Origin of the sequence: Luteimonas notoginsengisoli (genome assembly GCF_042648885.1) — a bacterium.
GTDB lineage: Bacteria > Pseudomonadota > Gammaproteobacteria > Xanthomonadales > Xanthomonadaceae > Luteimonas > Luteimonas notoginsengisoli.
In genome coordinates this window covers 831,093-853,868 of sequence record NZ_JBHRYF010000001.1, presented here as the reverse complement: position 1 = coordinate 853,868, position 22,776 = coordinate 831,093, and the positions used below count along the sequence as shown (strand labels likewise).

The 22,776-nt window shown below is 70.7% G+C and carries 20 protein-coding genes and 1 tRNA gene; 3 read left to right on the top strand and 18 right to left on the bottom strand.

Annotated features, from left to right (window positions below):
* The first annotated feature begins 51 nt into the window (after positions 1-51).
* A complete protein-coding gene (locus ACFOM9_RS03970; RefSeq protein ID WP_386706371.1) occupies positions 52-1,857 on the top strand; it encodes a sensor domain-containing diguanylate cyclase in 1,806 nt (601 codons plus the stop codon).
* On the opposite strand, the gene hisIE is transcribed toward ACFOM9_RS03970, so the two are convergent.
* From hisIE to hisS, 12 genes are all read right to left on the bottom strand, one after another.
* Positions 1,844-2,467, bottom strand: a complete 624-nt coding sequence (hisIE, locus tag ACFOM9_RS03965; RefSeq protein ID WP_386706370.1) for a bifunctional phosphoribosyl-AMP cyclohydrolase/phosphoribosyl-ATP diphosphatase HisIE — start codon at positions 2,465-2,467, stop codon at positions 1,844-1,846. The two genes, ACFOM9_RS03970 and hisIE, sit on opposite strands and share 14 nt — an antisense overlap.
* Positions 2,457-3,233 carry an imidazole glycerol phosphate synthase subunit HisF gene (gene hisF / locus ACFOM9_RS03960; RefSeq protein WP_386706368.1) on the bottom strand — a complete coding sequence of 259 codons (777 nt, stop codon included), beginning with the start codon at positions 3,231-3,233 and terminating at the stop codon, positions 2,457-2,459. Before hisF ends, hisIE begins: the two co-directional genes overlap by 11 nt.
* A complete protein-coding gene (locus tag ACFOM9_RS03955; RefSeq protein WP_386707317.1) occupies positions 3,227-3,973 on the bottom strand; it encodes a 1-(5-phosphoribosyl)-5-[(5-phosphoribosylamino)methylideneamino]imidazole-4-carboxamide isomerase in 747 nt (248 codons plus the stop codon). The genes hisF and ACFOM9_RS03955 overlap by 7 nt, the downstream gene beginning before the upstream one ends.
* Positions 3,970-4,572: an imidazole glycerol phosphate synthase subunit HisH gene (hisH, locus tag ACFOM9_RS03950; RefSeq protein ID WP_386707314.1), complete on the bottom strand. Its 603-nt coding sequence runs from the start codon at positions 4,570-4,572 to the stop codon at positions 3,970-3,972. The genes ACFOM9_RS03955 and hisH overlap by 4 nt, the downstream gene beginning before the upstream one ends.
* A 5-nt stretch (positions 4,573-4,577) precedes the next feature.
* Entirely contained in the window at positions 4,578-5,651 is a 1,074-nt protein-coding gene (hisB, locus tag ACFOM9_RS03945) for a bifunctional histidinol-phosphatase/imidazoleglycerol-phosphate dehydratase HisB (RefSeq protein WP_386706366.1), read from the bottom strand.
* Positions 5,648-6,724 carry a histidinol-phosphate transaminase gene (gene hisC / locus ACFOM9_RS03940; RefSeq protein ID WP_386706364.1) on the bottom strand — a complete coding sequence of 359 codons (1,077 nt, stop codon included), beginning with the start codon at positions 6,722-6,724 and terminating at the stop codon, positions 5,648-5,650. The genes hisB and hisC overlap by 4 nt, the downstream gene beginning before the upstream one ends.
* Positions 6,721-8,022, bottom strand: coding sequence for a histidinol dehydrogenase (hisD, locus tag ACFOM9_RS03935; protein WP_386707311.1), 1,302 nt, complete (start codon positions 8,020-8,022; stop codon positions 6,721-6,723). The genes hisC and hisD overlap by 4 nt, the downstream gene beginning before the upstream one ends.
* Before the next feature lie 5 nt (positions 8,023-8,027).
* A complete protein-coding gene (gene hisG / locus ACFOM9_RS03930) occupies positions 8,028-8,942 on the bottom strand; it encodes an ATP phosphoribosyltransferase (RefSeq protein WP_386706362.1) in 915 nt (304 codons plus the stop codon).
* Positions 8,943-8,953: 11 nt separating this feature from the next.
* Positions 8,954-9,280 (bottom strand): YerC/YecD family TrpR-related protein, encoded by a 327-nt coding sequence (locus tag ACFOM9_RS03925; protein ID WP_386706360.1) that lies wholly within the window; start codon positions 9,278-9,280, stop codon positions 8,954-8,956.
* A gap of 412 nt (positions 9,281-9,692) precedes the next feature.
* Positions 9,693-10,070, bottom strand: a complete 378-nt coding sequence (locus ACFOM9_RS03920) for a hypothetical protein (protein ID WP_386706358.1) — start codon at positions 10,068-10,070, stop codon at positions 9,693-9,695.
* Entirely contained in the window at positions 10,067-11,965 is a 1,899-nt protein-coding gene (locus tag ACFOM9_RS03915; protein WP_386706356.1) for an HAL/PAL/TAL family ammonia-lyase, read from the bottom strand. The genes ACFOM9_RS03920 and ACFOM9_RS03915 overlap by 4 nt, the downstream gene beginning before the upstream one ends.
* A gap of 234 nt (positions 11,966-12,199) precedes the next feature.
* The gene (gene hisS, locus ACFOM9_RS03910) at positions 12,200-13,558 is read right to left on the bottom strand and encodes a histidine--tRNA ligase (protein WP_386706354.1); all 1,359 of its coding nucleotides are present in this window, start codon (positions 13,556-13,558) and stop codon (positions 12,200-12,202) included.
* Positions 13,559-13,703: 145 nt separating this feature from the next.
* Between hisS and ACFOM9_RS03905 the strand changes: the two genes are divergently transcribed.
* Together ACFOM9_RS03905 and ACFOM9_RS03900 are read left to right on the top strand one after the other, a co-directional pair.
* Positions 13,704-13,780, top strand: a tRNA-Pro gene (locus ACFOM9_RS03905).
* A 103-nt stretch (positions 13,781-13,883) separates the two neighbouring features.
* Positions 13,884-15,146 carry an MFS transporter gene (locus ACFOM9_RS03900; RefSeq protein WP_386706352.1) on the top strand — a complete coding sequence of 421 codons (1,263 nt, stop codon included), beginning with the start codon at positions 13,884-13,886 and terminating at the stop codon, positions 15,144-15,146.
* A 132-nt stretch (positions 15,147-15,278) separates the two neighbouring features.
* Here the strand turns inward: ACFOM9_RS03900 and ACFOM9_RS03895 are convergent, their stop codons facing one another.
* The 6 genes from ACFOM9_RS03895 to ACFOM9_RS03870 all read right to left on the bottom strand — a co-directional run bounded on the left by ACFOM9_RS03895 (position 15,279) and on the right by ACFOM9_RS03870 (position 22,762).
* The gene (locus ACFOM9_RS03895; protein ID WP_386706350.1) at positions 15,279-17,195 is read right to left on the bottom strand and encodes a CocE/NonD family hydrolase; all 1,917 of its coding nucleotides are present in this window, start codon (positions 17,193-17,195) and stop codon (positions 15,279-15,281) included.
* A gap of 39 nt (positions 17,196-17,234) precedes the next feature.
* On the bottom strand, positions 17,235-18,524 hold the full coding sequence (gene argH / locus ACFOM9_RS03890; RefSeq protein ID WP_386706348.1) for an argininosuccinate lyase: 1,290 nt from the start codon (positions 18,522-18,524) through the stop codon (positions 17,235-17,237).
* Positions 18,525-18,635: 111 nt separating this feature from the next.
* A complete protein-coding gene (gene argC, locus ACFOM9_RS03885) occupies positions 18,636-19,613 on the bottom strand; it encodes an N-acetyl-gamma-glutamyl-phosphate reductase (protein ID WP_386706346.1) in 978 nt (325 codons plus the stop codon).
* Positions 19,606-20,223 (bottom strand): GNAT family N-acetyltransferase, encoded by a 618-nt coding sequence (locus ACFOM9_RS03880; RefSeq protein WP_386706344.1) that lies wholly within the window; start codon positions 20,221-20,223, stop codon positions 19,606-19,608. Before ACFOM9_RS03880 ends, argC begins: the two co-directional genes overlap by 8 nt.
* 3 nt (positions 20,224-20,226) lie before the next feature.
* Complete coding sequence (locus tag ACFOM9_RS03875; RefSeq protein WP_386706342.1) at positions 20,227-21,543, bottom strand: acetylglutamate kinase; 1,317 nt, start codon at positions 21,541-21,543, stop codon at positions 20,227-20,229.
* Positions 21,544-21,658: 115 nt separating this feature from the next.
* Positions 21,659-22,762 (bottom strand): acetylornithine deacetylase, encoded by a 1,104-nt coding sequence (locus tag ACFOM9_RS03870; RefSeq protein WP_386707308.1) that lies wholly within the window; start codon positions 22,760-22,762, stop codon positions 21,659-21,661.
* Between the last annotated feature and the right edge of the window lie 14 nt (positions 22,763-22,776).

Genomic DNA, 22,776 nt, shown 5'->3' with positions numbered 1-22,776 from the left:
GCCAGCGGTCCAGGGGACTTTATTCGGGGCCCGGGAATGCGCAACGTACGGATGCTCGCGTGGCTCTTCTCGCTGCTGCTCGCGGCGTGGCTGCCTGGCGTCGCGTCGGCGCAGCAGGTGCTGCAGCTCCAGCCCGGCTTCGACGACATCCAGCTGTCCCCGTATCTCGCCTATCGACACGACAGCGGCGGCATCGACGAAGCCGATGATGCCTTCCGCCGTTTCGCCGCGGGCGAATTCGCGCCGCTGCCCGGACAGTCGGAATTCGGCTTCCAGCCCGGCGCGTACTGGTTCCATGCGCGGGTCGTCAATCGCGACCCGGCCGAGACGCGCTGGATCCTCGTCCAGCAATACGCACTGAGCGACTACGTCGACCTGTACGTGCGCTACGCCGATGGTCGCGTTGTCCACCAGGCCGGCGGCGACCACCGCCCGTTCGACGCGCGCAGCATCAGCGACCGCCACCCCAACTTCCAGTTCGTCCTGCCCGCCGGACAGCCGGTGGAGCTGCTGGTGCGGGTGCAGAGCGAAAGCTCGATGCAGGTACCGCTGGCGCTGCTCACTCCGACGGCGTTTGCCGGCCTCGCGCGCGACGCGCAACTGGCCATCGGCGTCTACTACGGCATCCTGCTGGCGCTGTTCTTCTACAACGCCGTGTTGTGGCTGATGCTGCGCGACGGCAGCTATTTCTGGTACCTGTTCCACCTCAGCGCGTTCGGCATGGTGCTGTTCACGCTCAACGGCCTGGGGTTCGAATACCTGTGGCCGAACTCGGCGTGGATGACCGACAAGTCCGTCCCGCTGTCGATCTGCCTGGCGCTGATCGGCATGCAGCAGTTCGCGCGCACGTTCCTGGAGCTGAAGAAGCGCTTCCCGCGCGGCAACCAGGTCAGCATCGCGCTGATCGGCTTCTTCGTCCTGCTGGGCATCGCATCGCTGTGGCTTCCCTACCGGGTGGCCACCCCGATCGCGGCGCGCGCGGTGCTGGTGGGCGTGCTGTGGATCGCGGTGGCGGGCATCGTGGTGGTCCGCCGCGGCTACGTGCCGGCGCGACTGTTCATGCTGGCGTGGTCGATGTTCCTGCTCGGCACCACGCTGTTCACCCTGATCGCGTTTGGCGCCCTGCCCAAGACCTTCTACACCGAGTACGGCGTGCAGATCGGCTCGGCGGCCGAAATGCTGCTGCTCTCGATCGCGCTGGGCAACCGCTACGCCGCCTTGCGCAGGGAGAACGCGCGCATCACCGAGGAAGCCAACCAGAAGCTGGAGCGCAAGGTCGCACAGCGCACGCAGGAGGTGCGCAGCGCGCTGGTGCAGCTCGAGGAGGCGCATGGGCGCCTGCGCGACTCCAGCCGGCGCGACGGACTGACCGGCCTGTACAACCGGACCTACTTCCACGAGGCGTTCGAGAAGATGCTGGCCGAAGGCCGGCAGTCGCACCGGGCGGTGTCGCTGCTGATGATCGACCTCGACCACTTCAAGGCCATCAACGATCGCCACGGACACCTGGCCGGCGACGACTGCCTGCGCTGCACCGCACAGCGCGTCGGCAAGGTCCTGCGCGTGCACGATGCGCTGCTGGCGCGCTTCGGCGGCGAGGAGTTCGTGGTCGGCCTGCTCGGGCACGACCTGCACCAGGCGGTGGAAGTCGCCGAAAGCCTGCGCCGGGCCCTGGTCGACCACACCTGCAGCGCGCAGGGCCATGAGATCCGCATCTCCGCCAGCGTGGGCGTGCACACCATCGCGCCCGGCACCATCGACAACATCGACGCCGCGCTGGAGATCGCCGATCGCGCGCTTTACGCTGCCAAGGCCAACGGCCGCGACTGCGTCAAGACGTCGATCAGCGCGGCGTAGCCATCGCGCGGGCGGCGAGTTCGGCTTCCAGCTCGCGCAGCCCGAGGCCGCGTGCGCGCAGCAGCACGAGCAGGTGATAGGCCAGGTCCGCGGCCTCGGCGCGCAGCGCAGCATCGTCCTGCGCCACGCCCGCCAGCGCGGTTTCCACGCCCTCCTCGCCCACCTTCTGCGCGATCCGGCGCACGCCCGATTCGAACAGCTGCGTGCTGTAGCTTCCGGGCGGGCGCTCGCGCTCGCGCGTCGCGAGCAGCGCGTCGAGTTCCCCCAGCGCCGAGCCCGGCGCATCGGCGAAGCAGCTGGTGCGTTCGAGGTGGCAGGTCGGCCCGCGGGGAACCGCCTGTACCAGCAGCGCATCGCCGTCGCAGTCGGTTTCGATCGCGGCCAGCGCCAGCACGTGGCCGCTGGTCTCGCCCTTGGTCCACTGGCGCTGGCGGCTGCGGCTGAAGAACGTGACCAGGCCGCTGGCGAGCGTCGCGTCCAGCGCCGCGCGGTCCATGTAGCCCAGCATCAGGACCCGATGCGAGCGGGCGTCCTGCACGATCGCCGGCAGCAGCCCGCCCTGCCGTTCCCACGCGAGCGCGTCGGGGTCGAGCGTGCCCTCATGCGACATGGCGCACCTCGATGCCGGCATCGGCCAGCGCACGCTTGAGCGCCGGAATGGCGATGCTACGGTCGTGGAACACGCTGGCCGCGAGCGCACCGTCGACATCGGCCTCGCGGAAGACGTCGACGAAGTGGGCGAGGCTGCCGGCGCCGCCCGAGGCGATCAGTGGCACCGCGCACGCATCACGCACGGCGCGCAGCTGCGCCAGGTCGTAGCCGGCGCGTACGCCGTCGCTGCCCATGCAGTTGAGCACGATCTCGCCGGCGCCGAGCGCCTGTACCTCGCGCACCCAATCGATAGTCGAACGCCCGGGCGCGCGCATGGCCTCGGGGCGGCCGGTGTGGCTGCGCACGCGCCACTGGCCGTCGGCCTCGCGGATCGAATCGATGCCGACCACGACGCACTGGCTACCGAATCGCGCGGCCAGCTCCGACACCAGCGCTGGCCGTTCCAGCGCCGGGGTGTTGAGCGAGATCTTGTCCGCGCCGGCATGCAGCACCCGCCGCGCGTCCTCGACGCTGCGGATGCCACCGGCGACGCAGAACGGGATGTCCAGCTCGCGGCCGATCCGCTCGACCCAGTTCGGGTCGACGCTGCTTCCGGCGGGGCTTGCGGCGATGTCGTAGAACACCAGTTCGTCGGCGCCCTGGTCGCGATAGGCGCGGGCCAGCGCGAGTGCGTCGCCGACGTCGACGTGGTCGCGGAAGCGCACGCCCTTGACCACGCGTCCGTCGCGCACGTCCAGGCATGGAATGATCCGCCGGCTCAGCATTGCAGCGCGTCCTGCAGTTCGAGGCGTCCTTCCAGCAGCGCCTTGCCGAGCACAATGCCGGCGCAGCCGGCCGCGCGGGCCGCGGCGACGTCGGCAGCGTCGCGCGCCCCGCCGGATGCCTGCAGGCGCAGCGCCGGCGCGCAGGCGTGGAGCGCACGGTACAGCGCCAGTGCGGGGCCGGCGAGCATGCCGTCGCGTCCGATGTCGGTGCACAGCAGGTGCTGCAACCCGTCGTCGGCATAGAGCCGGACCAATGCGTCGAGCCCGCGTGTTGCCGGGCGCGTCCAGCCGTCGCTGGCGGGCACCCAGCGCCCGTCTTCGTCGCAGCGGGCGTCCAGCGCCACCACGATCCGTGCCGGCGTCGACGCGATCCAGCGCAGCACCCGCTCCGGCTCGCGGATCGCGACCGAGCCGACCACGACGCGCTCGGCGCCGGCTTCCATCAGCGCCTCGACGTCACGCTCGTCGCGCACGCCGCCGCCGACCTGCACCCGCAGGCCGGTCTGGTCGCGGATGCGCCGCAGCAGCCCATGCAGCGTCGGCCCGCCCGCGCGCGCGGCGTCCAGGTCGACCAGGTGCAGCCAAGCCGCACCGGCGCGCGCATACGCGGCGGCCAGCGCAAGCGGATCGACGTCGTAGCGCGTTTCGCGCGCGTAGTCGCCCTGGGCGAGGCGCACCACGGCGCCGTCGCGCACGTCGATCGCCGGATACACGGTGAACCCGACCTCGGCCGCGCTCATGGCTGCCATGCCAGGAAGTTGTGCAGCAGGCGCGCGCCTGCCGCAGACGAGCGTTCGGGGTGGAACTGCGCGCCGGCCACCAGGCCGCGACGCACGACTGCCGCGAAATGGTCGCCGTGGCACGTCACCGCGCGGGCTTCGGCGCCAGGCGCGACCGCATAGCCGTGCACGAAGTACGCGTGCTCCCCGGTTGCGATGCCGTCGAGCAGGGGTTCGTCGTCCGTGGTTTCGAGCGTGTTCCAGCCCATGTGCGGCACGCGCACGCCCAGGCCGCCGCGCAGCGCGCGCACGCGGCCGGGCAGCAGTCCCAGGCACGGCGTATCGCCTTCGTCCGACCATTCGTAGAGCAACTGCATGCCCAGGCAGATGCCGAGCAGCGGCACGTCGAGCGCGCGCAGCGGCACGAGGAAACCGCGCGCGCGCAGCCGCGCCATGGCCGGCGCCGCGGCGCCGATGCCCGGCAGGATCACGCGCCCGGCGCCGGCCAGCTCGCGGCCGTCGCGCACCACCCGTGGCGTGGCGCCCAGGCGCCGCAGCGCCGCGCACACCGAGCCCAGGTTGGCGCCGCCGGCGTCGACAACGGCCACCTCGCCCGCCATCGCGCTCACAGCACGCCCTTGGTGCTGGGTAGCGCCGTGCCCTGGCGCGCCACGGCCTGGCGCAGCGCACGCGCGAACGCCTTGAAGCAGGCTTCGACCTGGTGGTGGTCGTTCTCGCCGCGCACCTGCAGGTGCAGGTTGAAGCCGCCGGCGTCGCACAGTGAGCGGAAGAAATGCGGCACCAGCTCGGTCGGCAGCGCGCCGACCCGCTCCCGGTGGAAGTCGCCCTGGAACACGCACATCGCCCGCCCGCCGAGATCCAGTGCGGCGCTCGCCAGCGCCTCGTCCATCGGCAGCACGAAGCCGTAGCGACCGATGCCGCGCTTGTCGCCGAGCGCCTCGCGCAGGGCCTGGCCGAGCGCCAGCGCCGTGTCCTCCACGGTGTGGTGTTCGTCGACGGCGAGGTCGCCGTCGGCGGTGATGTCGAGATCGATCCCGGCGTGCTTGCCGATCTGCTCGAGCATGTGGTCGAAGAACGCCAGCCCGGTCTGCACCCGCGGCTCGGCAGCGCGATCGAGGTCGATGCGGACACGGATCGCCGTCTCGCGCGTGCGCCTGGCCACCGTCGCGGTGCGCGGCGCATCCACCAGCGCGTGCGCGATCGCCTCCCAGTCCCAGTCGCCGCCGAAGCGCTCCGTCCGCAGCTGGAAGCCGCGGATGCCAAGGTTGTCGGCGAATGCAAGGTCGGTGTCGCGATCTCCCACGACCGCCGACCGCGCCCAGTCGACATCGCGCTCGCGCAGCAGCGGCAACGCCAGCCCGATCCCCGGCTTGCGGGTCGGCGCGCACTCGGCGGGCAGGCTGCGGTCGATCAGTACCTGCTCGAACGCCACCCCCTGGCTCGCGAACACCTGCAGCACCAGCGCGTGCGGTCCGTCGAATGCGTGCTGCGGAAACGCGGGCGTGCCCAGGCCGTCCTGGTTGCTGACCATCACCAGCCGGTAGCCGGCATCGCGCAGCCTGCACAGGGCCGGCACCGCGCCCTCGACGAAGCGCAGCTTCTCGAAGGCATCGATCTGGCAGTCGGCGGGCTCCTCGATCAGGGTGCCGTCGCGGTCCACGAACAGGATCGGCCTCATGCCGCTGCTCCACCCAGGGCGGCCAGCACGCGGCGGTTCTGCGCCGGCGTGCCGATGCTGATTCGCAGCGCGTCGCCAAGCTGCGGTGCGGCGCGCTGGTCGCGGACCACGATGCCGTCCGCGCGCAGTCGCCGCAGCGCAGCGCCTGCATCGTCGAAACGCACCAGCAGGAAATTCGCCTGCGATGGATACACGCGGCGCACGCCGGGCAAGTGCGCGAGCGCCGCAGCCAACCGGTCGCGCTGCTCGCGCACGCGCGCAACCCGACGGCCGGTGGCGTCGACCGAGGCCGGCGCCAGCGCGGCCAACCCCAGTGCAACGCAGGACGCGGGCAGCGGATACGGCGCCTGGCAGGCGCGCAGCACCTCCACCAGTCCCGGATCGGCGATGGCGCAGCCGATCCGCGCCCCGGCCAGCGCGTGCGCCTTGGAAAGCGTGCGCAGCACCACGAGGTTGCGGTGCCGCGGCAGCGCCACTAGCGCCGACGGCGCGTCGGCGAACTCGGCGTAAGCCTCGTCCACCACCACCACCGCGCGCCCCGCGAGTCGTTGCGCGAGCCGCTCGACGGCTTCGGTCGACATCCGCTCGCCGGTGGGATTGCCCGGCGAGCACAGGAAGACCAGCTTCGCCGCGCCGGACAGCGCCGCGTCCGCCATGGCGTCCAGGTCCGGGGCGAAGCCCGCAACGCCGTCGCGCAGCGGCACCTCCAGCACCCGCGCACCGTGCAGGCGCGCGCTGACCGCATACATGCCGAACACCGGCGGCGCGACCACGACCGCGCCGCGCCCGGGCGCGCACAGCGCGCGCACCAGCAGGTCGATGGCCTCGTCGCTGCCCCGGCCGAGCAGCAGCGCGTCCGGAGCACAGCCGTACAGCGCGGCCAGCGCATCGCGCAGTGCGGCCGGCTGCGGTTCCGGGTAGCGCCGGTTGCGGCCGCCGCGGTCGGCGACGCTCGACCAGGGCGCTTCGTTGGCGTTGAGCCAGACCTCGCCGCGCGCGGCGTCGCTGCGCGCGGATTGGTATCCGGCGAAGCCGCGCAGGTCGGGCCGCACCAGCTCGAGCACCGCGCTCATGCGGCAGCCCCTGGCATGCGCAGCGCCACGGCGTTGGCATGGGCGTCGAGGCCCTCGGCGCGGGCCAGCGTGATCGCGCAGGGGCCGATCGCGGCGATGCCGCCCGGCGTCGCCGACTGCACGCTGACGAAGGTCTGGAAGCTCGCCACCGACAATCCGCTGCACGCGCGCGCGGCACCGCCGGTGGGCAGCACGTGGTTGCTGCCGCTGCAGTAGTCGCCCAGCGCTTCGGGCGTCCAGTCGCCGAGGAACACCGAGCCGGCGCACTCCACCCGATCGAGCCAGGCGCGCGGCGAGCGCAGCGCCAGGATCAGGTGCTCCGGGGCGTAGGCGTTGCTGATCTCCAGCGCCTCGCCGATCGACGCGACCAGCACTAGGCGCGAGGACGAAAGCGCCTGCCGCGCGACCGCCTGGCGCGGCAGCGCGTCGAGCTGCGCATCGAGTTCGCGCTCCACCGCGCGCAGCAGCGCGGCGCTGTCGGACAGCAGCAGCACCTGCGAATCCGGGCCATGTTCGGCCTGCGACAGCAGGTCGGCAGCGACGAAGGCCGGGTTGGCGCCGTCATCGGCGACCACCAGCACCTCGGATGGCCCCGCGGGCATGTCGATCGCTGCCGCGCCCGTCTGCTGCACCTGGCGCTTGGCTTCGGTGACGTAGGCGTTGCCGGGCCCGAACAGCTTGTCGCAGCGCGGCACCGGGCCGATGCCGAAGCCCATCGCCGCGATCGCCTGCGCGCCGCCGAGCTTGAACGCGCGGGACACGCCGGTCAGGCGCGCGGCGGCGAGCACTGTCGGGTCGGCGCTGCCGTCCGGCCGCGGCGGCGTGCACAGGATGCGCTCGCGGCACCCGGCCAGCTGCGCGGGGACGCCGAGCATCAGCATGGTCGACGGCAGCGGCGCGCTGCCTGCGGGCACGTACAGGCCGACGCGGGGAATCGGCCGCACGATCCGTTCGCAGGTCACGCCAGCGGCCGTCTCGAGTGCGTAGGCGCCCGTCATGCCCGCGCGGTGGAAGGCGGCGATCCGATCGGCCGCTTCGCGCAGCGCGCCCAGCAGCGAGGATGGCACCGCGGCCAGTGCCGCATCGAATTCGGCCGCGCCCACCTCGAATTCGTCGAGTGCGACACCATCGTAGCGCTGCGTGCAGGCGCGCAGCGCGGCCTCGCCCCCGGTGCGAACTTCCGCCAGCACCTGCGCCACCGCCGCAGAAACTTCCGGCCCGGCCTGCTGCGCGGGTCGCTGCAGCAGCCGCTGCCGCGTGGCCGCGTCGGCCGCCGACCAGTCGACGATCTCCGGCATCGCGCTCACGCCAGCGTCCTCTCGACCGGCACCACCAGCAGGCCGCGCGCGCCGGCCGAGCGCAGCTGCTCCAGCCGCTGCCAGGTCATCGCGCCGTGGCACAGCGCCTGCAGCGCGAGCGTGTCGCCGCCATCGACCTGCATGACCGTGGGCGGCTCGGCGTCGGGCAACAGCTGCATCAGACCGGGCACCGCGTCGCGTCGTGCCTGGAACAGCAGCAGCCGGCTGTCGCGCAGCTTCAGCACGCCGTCCAGCCGCCGCAGCAGCATCGTGGCCAGTGCGCCACGCGCGTCGGCGAAAGGCCGGGCGGGACCGGCGAGCACCGCCTCGCTCTGCAGCAGCGTCACCACGGGCCGCAGCTGGTTCGCGCGCAGGGTGGCGCCGCTCGACACCAGGTCGCAGACGGCATCGGCCTGCCCCAGCCGCGGCGCAATCTCGACCGAGCCCGACAGCGTGACCACGTCGGCCTGCACGCCCTGGGCCACCAGCCAGCGATCGAGCAGCCGCGGATAGGTGGTGGCGATCCGGCGGCCCTGCAGCTGCGCCGGACCCTGCCAGTCCCAGTCCTCCGGCACGGCGATGTCCAGCCGGCATCCGCCGAATCCCAGGCCCCGCAGCTCGACCGCCGCGGCCGACCCGGTCTCCTGTGGGCGCCGGCCGGCGTACTCGAGCAGCACGTTGCGCCCGACCACGCCGTAGTCGCAGGCGCCGCTGTCGAGCAGTCCGGGGATGTCGTCGTCGCGCACCAGCAGCAGGTCCACCGGCAGCGTCTCGCCGCGGCAGAACAGGCGGTCGGCTTGCTCGCGCCAGGCCAGCCCGCAGGAGGACAGCAGCGCGCGGGCGGGCGGGCCGAGCCGGCCGGACTTCTGGATGGCGATGCGCAGGCGATCGCGCGCCTCGCTGGGTGCGATGGGGTCCATGGCGGGGCGCCTCAATGGGATGCGGTCAGGCGCGGGAACTGCTGGCGCGCGGCAACCGAATAGCCGCCCGCGCCGCGTTCGAGGGTACGGGCGACACGGCCGACGGTGGTGACGCTGACGCCGGTGCGCTCGTGGATCTCCCGATACGGGACGTCCTGCAACAGCAGCGGCACGACGCGCCAGCGGTCGGCCATGGCTTCCAGCTCGGCGGGGGTGCACAGGTCCTCGAGGAACGCCAGGACGTCCTGCGGACGCTCGATGCCCGCGAATGCCCGCGCCAGCGCGCGCAGCGAGGCGTTGGTGTCGCGTTCCGGAACGGGCTGTGGGCGCTGCTTCATTGCGCCAATGTAATAGCGTGCTATTACATTGTCAAGCGCGGGCGAAGTTCGCGTGCGGGAACGTGCCTTACCTGGATGCCAATCAGGATAGCGCGCCTCCCGGCAGGAGCAGGCGGGATTTCATCAGGCCCGTGCATGCGCAGCGTGCCCGGGCGGCGAACGGGCGGCATGTCTTTCCAAAAAAAAGCGCTCGCGACACGAACTGCCGATGCGGGACAGGTTAGACGCCCTCCCCCGCAAGGCGGACTGGGCTTCAGTCCCTCCCGGACATCGCCGTCGCGAGACCCAGCAGCGCTTGTACCCAAGCGTCGGCACGGCCCACCGACGCGCCGCGTCTACGCGTCACGCATCAAAAAAGAAGCTGGCACCCGGGGCCGCGACTTCCGCCGGCGACGGGCGCCGCGACGGTTTGCTATCGCGTCCGGGGAGCCTGGCCGGCCTTGCGCGATTCGAACCAGAGCCACGCCAGCAGGACCCCGCCCAGCGCGCCGAAGATTTCCATCATCACCCGCGTTCCGAGCCCGCCTGGATCGTGGATACCGGCCAGGGCCAGCTGCACGCGTGCCGGGGAGCCGGGATTGACGAAGAACAGCGAGAACAGGTGCCACAGGTCGATCCCGGCGCCGATGGCCACCGAGGCGAACGCGGCCCAACCGATCGCATGGCCTTCCGGCCAGCGCAGGCCGCGGGCGAGGAAGTGGCACAGCAGATAGGCCAGCAGGCCGATCACCAGTGCCAGCGCGCCGGCTTCCAGCGCGCCGAGCCAACCGTTGTGCAGGGCGAGGTTCACGGCGCGCCGGCGCTGCGGGCGGCAGCGAGCAGCGTGCCGTCAGCCACCAGGCGCACGGCGGCGGCGACCTCGCCGTCGAGCGCGCGATCGCGATCGAGGAAGGCGATGACCTCGCGCAGCGCGGCATGCGCGGCGGCAACAGCGGCTCCGGGGTGGTAGTCGTCGCCGGAGGCCAGTTCGGCGCGCAGCGCTTCGACCTCGTCGAGGAAGCCGGCGTGGTCGCGCGCATCCGCGGCCGGAGCACCCTGCACCTTCACCGCCAGCGCCCGCGCGCCCGCACGCCCGGCCAGGTCGCGCGCGGCGCTGATCATCTCGCGCCGCAGGTCGAGCGCCTGCGCGGCGGTGTACAGTTCCAGCGCCAGCACCTTGCCCAGGTCGTCGGCCATCGCCAGCACGTGGCGCGCCTCGTTGGCGCCCATCGAGACGTGGTCCTCGGCGTTGGCACTGGTCGGGATCGAATACACCGATGCCGGCATCGCGCGGCTGGCCAGGTCGTTGACGATCGCGGCCGCGGTGTACTGCACGATCATGAAGCCCGACTCGGTGCCGTCCTCGTTGCCGATCAAGAACGCCGGCAGGCCGTCGCTGGTGGCGGGGTCGACCAGCTTGTTGATGCGGCGCTCGGAGATGGAGGCGAGCACCGGGATCGCGGCTTTCACGTAGCTCATCGCCAGCGCCAGCGGCATGCCGTGGAAATGGCCGGCGGAGATCACCTGCTGTTCGACGTGCTCGGCCTGCTTCTCCGGGAACACCAGCGGGTTGTCGGTGACCGCGTTGAGCTCGATGTCGAACACGCGCCGCGCGTGCGCCACCGCATCGCGCACCGCGCCATGCACCTGCGGGATGCAGCGCAGCGAATAGCTGTCCTGCGGCTGGTGCTTCTTGCCGCCGCGGAACGGCTTGAAGCGCTGGTAGAACTTCTCGCGCCCGTGACGCTGCGAGAACGGCACCCACTCCCAGCCGATGTCGAAGTTCGGCTGCAGCGGCGAGTCGGATTCCCAGCTCGACGGCAGCCACGAGCGGAATTTCGGCACCAGGTGGTAGGGAATGTCAGCGAGCGTGGAACCGCCCAGCAGCGAACGCAGGTTGGCCGCCACCCGAACCTGGCCCGGATGCGGGCGCAGCGCGTGCACATCCTCGGCGAAGGCGCCCATGCGCCCGGCGAACGCGTCGATGGTCATCGCCGCGGCGAGGTCCGCGGTATCGAGCAGGTCCTCGATCTTCTGCAGCGCCAGCACGCCGGTGGCGAGCATCTGCGCGGTGCCGTTGTTCAGCGCCAAGCCTTCCTTGTACGACAGCGACACCGGCTGCAGGCCAGCGCGCTGCAGCGCGTCCGCACCCGGCATGCGCTGGCCTTCGAAGAACGCCTCGCCGCCGCCGAGCAGGACGATGGCCAGGTGCGACAGCGGGGCGAGGTCGCCCGACGCGCCCACCGAACCGAGCTGCGGCACCACCGGCACCACGCCGGCGTTGAGCATCGCCGCCAGCGCCTGCAGCGTCTGCACGCGGATGCCGGAATGGCCCTTGAGCAGGGTGTTGATGCGGATGCACAGCATCGCGCGCACCACTTCCGGCGCGAACGGTTCACCCACGCACACCGCGTGGGTGACGATCAGGTTGGTCTGCAGCTCCTGGTGCAGCGAACGCCCGCTGGGCTTGGCGCCGGGCAGTTCGTCGCGCAGCGGATGCGCGCCGAGCAGCTTGTCGGCGTTGCTGCCGAAGCCGGTGGACACGCCGTAGATCGGCTCTTCGCGGCGCACCTGGTCGGCGAGGAAGTCGGCCGCGCGCGCGACATCGCGCAGCGCATCGTCCGACAGGGCCACGGAGGCGCCGTAGGCGATTTCGGCGAGCTGGCGCTGGGTCAGCGACTTGCCGTCGAGGAGGATGGGTTTCATGTTTCGATCCTGTGGGTGGCCGTTACCGCAACGGCACCGGAAATTCTTGTAGGAGCGGCGGAAGCCGCGAGCTTTTGCTGTGGCCCCACCCCCTGCGAAGGCAGGGGGAGGCTGGGAGGGGGTGTCCACGGCTCGCGGTGCTGCTGAAGACACCCCTCCCCATCCCTCCCCTGCCTTCGCAGGGGAGGGAGCTAAAGCTCGGGGCTTCCGCCGCTCCTGCAGGTTTGCCGGAGATCATGGTTTCTGGCGCTCGTCCAGCAGTCTCTGTGCGAGCCCGGCCTCGGACACTTCGAACTGCTCGCCGCGGCGCAGGTCCTTCACCGCGACCGCGCCGCGCGCTGCCTCGTCCTCGCCGCGGATCACCACGAAGCCGATCCCGGCGCGATCGGCGTACTGCAACTGCCTGGCGAGCTTGCGCGGCTCGAGCTGGGTCTCCACGTTCAAGCCCGCCTCGCGCAGTCGCTGCGAGAGCGCCAGGGCGTGGTCGAGGCCGGCGTCGTCGAGCAGCGCCACGAGCGCATCGACCGAACTGGCCGCGCCCGCGACCAGGCCTGCGTCGCGCAGCTGGAAGAACAGCCGCGTCAGGCCGATCGAGATGCCCACGCCGGGCAGCTTCGACTTGGTGTAGTGGCTGGCCAGGTTGTCGTAGCGGCCACCGGAACAGATCGAACCGATCTGCGGGTACGCGTCGAGCGTGGTCTCGTAGACCATGCCGGTGTAGTAGTCCAGGCCGCGCGCGATCGACAGGTTGATCGCGTAGCGCGATTCGGGCACGCCCATCGCCCGGAGCCGGCCAAGCAGCTCGCGCAGCTCCGCGCGCCCTTCCTCGAACAGCGGCGTGCCCGCGCCGAGCGCATCGAGCTTCGACAGGGCGTCGTCGTGGCCGGACGAGCGCACGCGCGAGAACGCCAGCAGCCGGTCGGCGACGTCGGCGGCCAGCTCGAAGCCCTCGCCGACCAGCGTGGCGCGCACCGCGTCCTCGCCGCGCTTGTCGAGCTTGTCGAGCTCGCGCAGCACCGCCAGCTGACGGTCGCCGTCGATGCCCTGCCCCTCGAAGAAGCCGCGCAGCAGCTTGCGGTGGTTGAGCCAGATGGTGAATTCACCGATGTCCAGGGCTTCGAACACCGCTGCGATGACCGCCGGGATCTCGGCATCAAAGCGCGGCGACAGCGCATCCTTGCCGATCACGTCGATATCGCACTGGTAGAACTCGCGGAAGCGGCCGCGTTGCGCGCGCTCGCCGCGGTAGACGCGCTGCATCTGGTAGCGGCGGAACGGGAACGCCAGCTCGTGTTCGTGCTCGGCCACGTAGCGCGCCAGCGGCACGGTCAGGTCGAAGCGCAGCGCCAGTTCGGGCAGGCCGTCGCCGCCCTTCTCGAGGGCCCCGGTCGACTGCACGAAGTACACCTGCCGTTCGGTCTCGCCGCCGGACTTGGTCAGCAGCACGTCCGACAGCTCGAACACCGGCGTTTCCACAGGCAGGAAGCCGAAGCGCTCGAACGTCAGGCGAATCGTGTCCAGCATCCGCTGGAACGCGATCTGGTCACGGGGCAGCAGCTCCATGACCCCGGGCGGGGTGCGGGGCTTGATCAAGGCGAAACTCCGGGGGTATGCGCGAGCCGCACAGTTTAGCCGCTGGCGAAACGCGACCCGCTCGGGACGCGACCGCCGGGTGCCGGCAACCCCGGACTATTGCCGCGACCCCATCGGGCTCTTTACAATGCGCGGCTCACCCAGTCGGGGTGTAGCTCAGTCTGGTAGAGCGCTACGTTCGGGACGTAGAGGTCGCAGGTTCGAATCCTGTCTCCCCGACCAATTGAATCAATGTTTTAGACAAAAACCGGCGCGCGCCGGTTTTTTCGTTTCCGGCCCCGCTGGCCGCCCCCGGCCGCCCCGGCGCCGTTCTGGATCCCGCCGCATGAGCACGCAGGCCGCACCGCCCTCCTCCGCCCGGCCGGGCCTCGCGGAAGGCCGCGCGCTGGTCCTGGCCGGCATCGTGTTGTCGGCGCTGAACCTGCGCACCGCGGTCACCTCGATCACGCCGCTGCTCGACGAGCTGGGCGGCGTGTTCGGCTTCGGCGCGACCATGGCCGGGGTACTGGGGATGCTGCCGAGCGCGGCGTTCGCGGTCTTCGGCGTTGCCACGCCCGCCATCGCCCACCGCATCGGTCTCGAGCGCGCTGCACTGCTGTCGATGCTGCTCGCTGCGCTGGGGCTGGTGCTGCGCTCGCTCGCCGGCGGCACTGGCGGGTTGCTGTTCGGCTCGATCGTGGCGCTGGCGGGCATGGGCATCGGCAACGTGGTGCTGCCGCCGCTGGTCAAGCGCTACTTCGCCGATCGCCTCGGTGCGCTGAGCACGCTGTACATCACCGTGCTGCAGCTGGGCACGATCCTGCCGGCGCTGGCCGCGGTGCCGGTGGCCGCGGCCGTGGGCTGGCGCGTTTCGATGGGCGCCTGGGCGCTGGTGGCGATCGCCGCCGCGCTGCCGTGGATCGGGGTGCTGTGGATCGAACGCCGCAAGGAGTCGGGTCTCGCCCGCTGCCATGACGCCGCCGTCGCCACGGGCGACGAAGCGCCGGAGCTGGCCGCGCCCGCCGCGCGCGGCAAGGTCTGGCGCACGTCGCTGGGCTGGGGCATGGCGCTGATGTTCGGGATGACGTCGCTGGCGACGTACTCGATGTTCACCTGGCTGCCGAAGATCCTGACCGGGGCCGGCGCCACGCCGGCATTCGGTGGCGCGATGGTGGCGCTGTATTCGGCGCTGGGCCTGACGGGAGCGCTGGCGATCCCCGCGCTGGCGGTGCGCGTGGCCAATCCGTTCCCGCTGGTCCTGGCTTGCGCCGCTGCCCACTTCGCCGGGTTCGCCGGCCTGCTGCTGGCGCCCATGACCGCGCCGCTGCTGTGGGTGCCGCTGGTGGGACTCGGCCCCAGCACTTTCCCGCTCGCCCTCACCCTGATCAACCTGCGCACGCGAACGCCGGGGGGCTCGGCATCGCTGTCGGGCTTCATGCAGGGCGTGGGCTATGCGATCTCCTGCCTCGGACCGCTGCTTTTCGGCGTCCTGCACGAGGCCACGCACGGCTGGACGTGGCCGTTCGCAATGCTGGCGGCGAGCGTGGTGGTGATGGTCATCGGCGGCTGGCAGGCGTGCAAGCCGCGCGTGCTGGAGGATTGCTGGTAGCTCCGCCTGCAGCAGATGTCTCGCGACTCCGGTGCCTGCGAAACGGCAGCCCTCCGCGTTGCCCTCCCGCGAACTCGGGAATGGCGACGGCTCGGGAGATGCGGCGAAAGCGCCCTCGGCGATCCGGCGTTCTCAGCGTACCGGCAGTTCGATATAGCTCGCCGCCTCCGGCGAATGCCAGATTCGCTGGGTCGCCTTGCGGTAATCCCCGGGCTCGGCGAAGAAGATGTTCGGCACGAAGGTCTGCGGGTTGCGGTCGTAAAGCGGGAACAGGGTCGACTGCACCTGCACCATCAGGCGGTGCCCCGGCTGGAGGGTGTGGTTGGCGTTGGGCAGCGGGAACTCGTACGCCAGCACCTTGCCCGGTTCGATCGCCTTGGCGGTCTCGAGGCTGTCGCGGTACCGGCCGCGGAAGATGGTCAACGCCAGCGGCAACTGGTAACCCCCCATTTCCGGCCGGGAGGCCACGGTCTCGGGATAGACGTCGATCAGCTTGACCACCCAGTCGCTGTCGCTGCCCGTCGTGGAGGCCTGCAAATGGACCTTCGGCTCGCCGGCGATGCGCAGCGGCTCGGTCAGCGGCTCGCTCACCCAGGTCAGCACGTCCGGGCGGCCGTCGACGAAGCGCTGGTCGTGCACCAGCCAGGTCGTCCAGCCCTCGCGGTCGTCGAAACTCACCGGGCGCGGCAGGTACGGCACCGGCTTGGCCGGATCGGAGACGTATTCGTCGTACCCGGCCTGCCCCGCCACCGGCGCCTCGAACGAGAGCGCGCCGCCGGCGCGCAGGTACAGCGGCTTCGACGTTGCCGCGCAGCCCTTCGCGCAACTCTGCGGCCACGCCTGAAGGCGATCCCAGCGGTTGGCGCCGGTGTCGTAGACCAGGACCGGCGGCGTATCCGCCTTGGGCGCGCCGGGCACCAGGTACTGGTCGAAGAACGGCCTGAGGATGTCGCGGCGGAACTGCAGCGCGGTGTCGCCGTTCCACTGCAGCGCACCGAGCGAGCGTCCGTCGACCTTGACCTGGCTGTGGCGCCACGGCCCCATCACCAGGTAGTTGCGGTCGTTGCCGCGGTCCTTGCCTTCCATCGCCGCGTAGGCGTGGTTGGCGCCGTACATGTCCTCCTGGTCCCACAGGCCCTGCAGCCACATGGTCGGGACTTTGAGCGGCACCTTCGCCAGCAGCTTGTCCACGGCCTGCCCGCGCCAGAAGGCGTCATAGGACGGATGCTCGGTGAGCTTGCGCCAGAACGGCACCTGGTCCAGGCCGATCGACTTCGCATACGCCGACGCCGAGCCGGCGCGCAGCAGCGTCGTGTAGTCGTCGTAGCCCGTGCTCGCGATGGGCACGCCGCGACCGCGTTTGGTCATCTGCCCGAGGAAGTAAGAAAACATGGCCTGGCGGAACGCACCGTAGCTGAACCAGTCGTCGCCGATCCAGCCATCCACCATCGGGCTGTACGCTGCGGCCACCTTCAGTGCCGGGTGCGGATCGAACAGCGCCATCGCCGCGGTGAAACCGTCGTACGAAGAGCCGACCATGCCGACCCGTCCGTTGGATTCGGGGACGTTCTTGACCAGCCAGTCGATGGTGTCCCAGGCGTCGGTGGCGTGGTCGGTGTCGCTGTCGTTGAGCGGGCCGCGCAGCGGGCGCGCGGTCACGTAGTCGCCGCCGGAGCCGTGCTTGCCGCGCACGTCCTGGACGACGCGGATGTAGCCGCCATCGACGAACACTTCGTCGTCCTGCGGCAGGATGTCGAGCATCCGCGGCGAGGCCATGCGGCTGGTGCGGCCGGCCGCGTTGTACGGCGTGCGGGTCAGCACGATCGGCGCGTCCTTCGCGCCCCTGGGCACCACGATCACGGTGAACAGCTCGACCCCGTCGCGCATCGGGATCATCACTTCGCGCTTCTCGTAGTCGTAACTGCCTGTAGGGGCGACGAACCGCGGCGGGATGTCCGGCATATCCGGGGCGGTCTGCGCCACGGCGGGCGCCGCGAGCAACAGGGCCGGCAGCAGCCAGCAGGACAGGCGGAAGTTCGCAATGCGCATGTCGGATCCTTCGGCAACGAAGGCCGACTTTAACGCGGGTCAGCGCAACGCCGCCAACCTCGCGCGCAACGCATCCAGGCGCATGTCGCCCGCCGCACCCGGCGAGACGCGCGCGTCGAGACTGGCCTGCGGATCTCCATGTTCCCATTGTCCGGGATCGGCCGCGTGGCGATAGGCGTCGCGGAACGGCATGCCCTGCCGTGCGAGATCGACGGCCAGGTCGGTGGCGTACATCGACGGTTCCAGCGCGGCGCGCATGGCGTCCGGATTCCACTGCATGCGCCGCAGCAGGTCGGGCAACAGCGCCAGCGCCTGCAGCCCCTTGCCGAAGCCGTGGAACAGCGCGCCCTTGGTGACCTGCAGGTCGCGGTGGTAGCCCGATGGCAGCGACAGCAGGTGTTCGATCTCGGACTTCGCGGCAGCGACGCTGGCGTAGGTCCCGCGCATCAGTTCGACCACGTCCGGGTTGCGCTTGTTGGGCATGATCGAACTGCCGGTGACGTATTCCGGCGGCAGCGCGACGAAGCCGGATTCCGCACTGGTGAACAGCGACAGGTCCCAGGCGATCCGGCGCAGGTCGAGCATGGCGCTGCCCAGGGCCTCGAGCGCGGCAAGTTCGAACTTGCCGCGCGAAAGCTGGGCATAGGTCGCGGCGACCTGCATGCGGCCGAAGCCCAGCGCCTGGGTGGTGTGGTCGCGGTCGAGGGCGAGGTTGACGCCGTAGCCGGCCGCGGTGCCGAGCGGGTTGGCGTCGATCCATGCCGCGGTATCGCGGGCACGCTGCGCATTGTCGATGAAGGCCTCGGCCCAGCCGGCCCACCACATGCCGGCCGAGGACACGACGGCGCGCTGCAGGTGCGTGTAGCCGGGCATCGGCAGCGCCGCCTCGGCTTCGGCGCGATCCAGCGCGACCGCGGCGGCTTCATGCGTGATGGCATGCAGCGCGGCGAGCCTGTCCTTCAGCCACAGGCGCGTGGCGACGAGCACCTGGTCATTGCGGCTGCGGCCGGTGTGGATGCGCTTGCCAGTGTCGCCGAGGCGCTTGACCAGGCGCGCCTCGATCGCCGAATGCCCGTCCTCATGGCGTTCGTCGAGGACGAAGTCGCCGCTGCGGAAGTCGTCGGCAAGCACGTCGAGCTCGCGCGCGATGGCTGCCAGCTCGTCGGCCGACAGGATGCCGATGCGCTGCAGGCCTTCGGCGTGCGCGCGGCTGGCGGCGATGTCGTGGAGGAAGAACTCGCGATCGAGGATCACGTCGTCGCCGGCCAGGAAAGCCTGGATCTGCGCGTCGACGGCGACGCCGGGTTTTTGCCAGAGCAGGTCGGCCATGTGGCGCTCCAAGAATGGTTTGGCTTGTTCCGATGCTTGCCCGCCGCATTGTAGGAGCGGCGGAAGCCGCGACAACGGCACGGCGACAACACGTCGCGGCTTCCGCCGCTTCTACGAGTTCCGGCGCGTCCCGGGCGGGTCGATCGGGATGCCTTCGGTTTCCGGGAATCCGAAGGCCAGGTTGAGGTTCTGCATCGCCTGCGTCGCGGCGCCCTTGAGCAGGTTGTCGAGCGTGGAGACGACCACCAGCCGGCGTCCGTCTTCCGACAGCGTGAAGCCGCCAACCTCGGCGCCATGGCGACCGGCGATGCGGCTGACCCACGGTGCTTCGTCGTCGATGCGCAACAGCGGTTCGTCGGCGTAGCGGCCGGCGTACCTTGCTCGCACTGCATCGATCGTCGCCGGTTCGCCCAGGTGCAGGTTCGCGGTGACCGTCAGGCCGCGGAAATGCGGCGCGACGTGGGGCATGAACTCGATAGCCAGTCCTGTCTGCCGGCTGACCTCGCGCTCATGCAGGTGGTCGACCAGCGCGTACGGCATCAGGTTGTCGCGCAGCTTGTCGGCGTCGTTGCGATCGGACGGCGTGGTGCCGGCGCCGGAGTAGCCGGACACGCCAAAGCACTGCACCGGTCCTTCGATCAGGTCGCGCACCGGCGTGATCGCGAACTGCATCGCGCTGGCGTAACAGCCGGGGTTGGCGATGCGCTTCTGGCCGGCGTAGCGGTCGCGGGTGAGTTCGGGCAGGCCGTAGTACCAGTCGTCGTCGAAGCGGTGGTCGGCGGACAGGTCGACGATCACCGGATCGCCGCCCTGCCCGGCCAGCCCCTCGATGCAGGCGCCAGACTTGCCGTTGGGCAGCGCGAGCACGCAAGCATCGACGTTGAAATCCCCGAGCGACTCGTGTTGGACGTTGGCGTAGCGCAGCGGGCCCTCGTACTCGGCGACCTGCGCGGACACCGGCTGGCCATCGAGCTCGCGCGAGGACACGAACGCCAGCTCGAACCGCGGGTGCCCGGCAACCAGCCGGATCAGCTCCGCGCCGGTGTGGCCGCGCGCGCCGACGATCCCAACGGTCTTCTTCTCAGCCATGGGCTGGTCCTCCGTTTTCGAGCCGGTCGAGCAGGTTGCGTTTCACCGCCAGCCACTCGGAGGCGATGATCGAGAATGCCACCGTGTCGCGCACGCTGCCGTCGGCGTGGCGGCGGTGGCTGCGCAGCACCCCGTCCTGTTTCGCGCCAAGCCGCGCGATCGCGGCGCGCGAACGCTGGTTGAACCAGCTGGTCTCGAAACCGACACAGATGCAACCCATCGATTCGAACGCGTGCCCGAGCAGCAGCAGCTTGGCCTCGGTGTTGACGCCGGTGCGCTGAACGCGGGGTGCGTAGAACGTGTAGCCGACCTGCAGCCGCGGCACCGAGGCGTCCATGTCGTAGAAGCGCGTGCTGCCGACCACCGCCCGGCCGGCGTCGAGGACCGCAAACGCCCACGAACCGCCGCGCGCCTGCTTTTCGAGCGCGGCCGCGATGTAGTTCGACGCGTCCTGCGGCGCCGGCACATGGGTATACCAGCAGCGCGCAAGCTCGCCGTCGCCGAGCGCGGCGCGCAGGCCATCGGCGTGCGCAGGCGAGAGCGGCTCGAGCGCGACGTGGCGGCCTTCGAGTCGTGGCGGGATGTTCCAGGAATGTGCGGACGCATCCATCGTTCAATCCTGCAAGGTCGGTTCGCGCACGGCGCAGTGCGCGACCGCGCGTTCGATCGCGGCGAAACCATCCAGTCCGTACCAGAACGCCTTCCACCTTTCCTGCCTGTAGCAGCCGTCGGACTCGGCGTGGTAGAAGATGTTGACCGCGTTGTGGTGGCGCGAGCGCCAGAACAGGCGCGGGGTTTCCTCGCGCATCACCTGCCACACCGCACGCCCCAGGCCTTCGCCCTGCGCGTCGTCGAGCACCGCGAACTTGTCCAGGTACGGCACGCCATCGACCTCGGTGAGCAGGATGGCGGTGCGGTAGTGCTCGCTGACGTAGGCGCGCAGCAGCGGCGTGCGTTCGAAGTAGTCGTCGACCAGGCGGCGGCCGAATGCGGATTCGACCAGCTCGCGCAGGCGTGGCAGGTCGAGTTCGTCCCAGCGCGTCGCGCGCAGCACCCGCTCGCCTCGCCGCACCAGCGTGCCCGAGCCCTTGTGCGTGAACAGTTCCTTGGCCAGTTCCTCGGGCCGGGTGATCGATACCGACGACGAAGGCGGCAGCGCCATCAGCAGGTCGTGGATCTGCTCGATCTTGACCCGCATGCCCGAGTGCAGCCACGGCTGCGCCAGCAGTTCGTCGTACTCGGTGCTGAGGTTGATCGAGTCGATCACCCGGCCCTCGCCGTCGAGCAGGCCGCCGGTGCCGGTGAGGAAGACGATCTTGTAGGGCTGCAGGGTCTTGATCAGTTCGTTGGCGGCCCAGTCGGCATTGATGTTGACGATCTGGCCTTCCGCGGTTTCGCCCAGCGAAGCGATCACCGGGATCGAGCCGACCTTGATCGCGGCGTGGATGCCGTCGGTGTCCACGGCGGCGACGCGCCCGACCAGTCCGTATTTTTCGCGGTCCAGGAAGGCGGCTTCGAACACCCCGGACTGGATCGAGGTCGCGCGCACGCCCTCGGCCTGCAGCGCCTCGACCAGGCGCAGGTTCTCCTGGCGCAGGACGCGGCGCACCACCGCGAGTACCGCGGCGTCGGTGCAGCGCAGGTTGTCGACGACGCGCTTCTCGATGCCCGCCGCCCGCATCGCCTCGTCCAACTGCGGCCCGGCGCCGTGGACCACGATCGGCGTCAGCCCGACCTGCTGCAGGAAGGCCAGAGACGACACCAGCGCATCGAGTTCGTGGCGCAGGACCGCGCCGCCGACCTTGACCACGGCGAAGCGCGCCGCATCGACCTGCGAGAAGCGCTTGAGGTACTGGCTGATCTCCTTCGTGCTGCCCATGCCGGAAAGCAGGCGGACGATGGTCTGGCGGGTCTGGCGGTTGGATTGCATGGGTGTTCCGGGTTTTCGTGCTGGCGTTGCTTTTGCAGGAGCGGCTTCAGCCGCGAGCTCTTGTCTGTCGGCACCTGCAAGGAAAGAACTCGCGGCTGAAGCCGCTCCTACAGGATCAAGGGGTGATTCTGCTGTTGTTGGCGATGATCCGCCGCACCGCTTCGGCGTGGTCCTGAAGCTCAGACAGCGACACCCATTCGTCAGCGGTGTGCGCTTGTGCGATGTTGCCCGGGCCGCAGACCACGGCGTCGAGGCCGGCCGCGGAGAACAGCGACGCTTCGGTCCAGAAGTCGACCGCGTTGCCGATCGGCAGGCCCAGCGCATCGGCGAGGTCGCGCGCGACCAGCCGGCGTTCCTCCGCCCCGGCGACATCGCCGGCCGGCAGGGAAGGTCCGCGGAAGGTTTCCTCGTAGCGCTCCAGGGTGCCGGTCTCGGCCAGCGCGCCCAAGCGCGCGTGCAGTTCGTCGATGTCGTGCGACGGCAGCGGCCGGAAACCGAACCGCACCTCGGCATCTGGCGCGATCACGTTGGCCTTGATCCCGCCCTCGACGCGGCCGATGTTGAAGCGCAGGCCGGTCAGGCCGCCGAAGCGGCGATGCGATTCGCCCTGCACGAAGTCGAGCGCACGCGCACCCCAGCGCATCGCCTGGTGCAGCGCATTGGATTCCATCGCCGCCGCGCCCGACGCGTGCCCGGCCTGCCCCTTGAACCGCAGCAGCACCGAACTGATGCCGCGATGCGCAAGCACGGCCTCGCCGCTGGTCGGCTCGGCCACGACCACGCTGGTGAAGCCGTGGGCGCGCCTGAGGAAGGCCTCGACGCAGCGCGCATCGTTGGCTTCCTCGTCGCTGCCGAACAGGAACGCGGCGTCGCCACGCGTGGCGCGGGCCGCCGCCACGAGGCATGCAGCGGCTCCCTTGATGTCGCACGCGCCGAGGCCGATCGCGCGGCTGCGGGTGACGCGCAGCGCAAGCGGATCGGCGCTCCAGCCCGGCGACGACGGCACGGTGTCCAGGTGCACGTTGAAAAGCACCTGGGGCGTGCCGCGCACCGCGAACAGCGACACCGCGCCATCGCCGTGGTCGATGACCTCGACCCGGAAATCCGGCAGCTGCGCGCGCAGGTAGTCGAAGATGCCGCCCACGCCGATCCGGCGCGGCGGGTTGCGGGTGTCGAAGGACACCAGGGCGGTGAGGTGCTGGAGGATCTGGTCGAGCATGTCGTCAGTCTTGA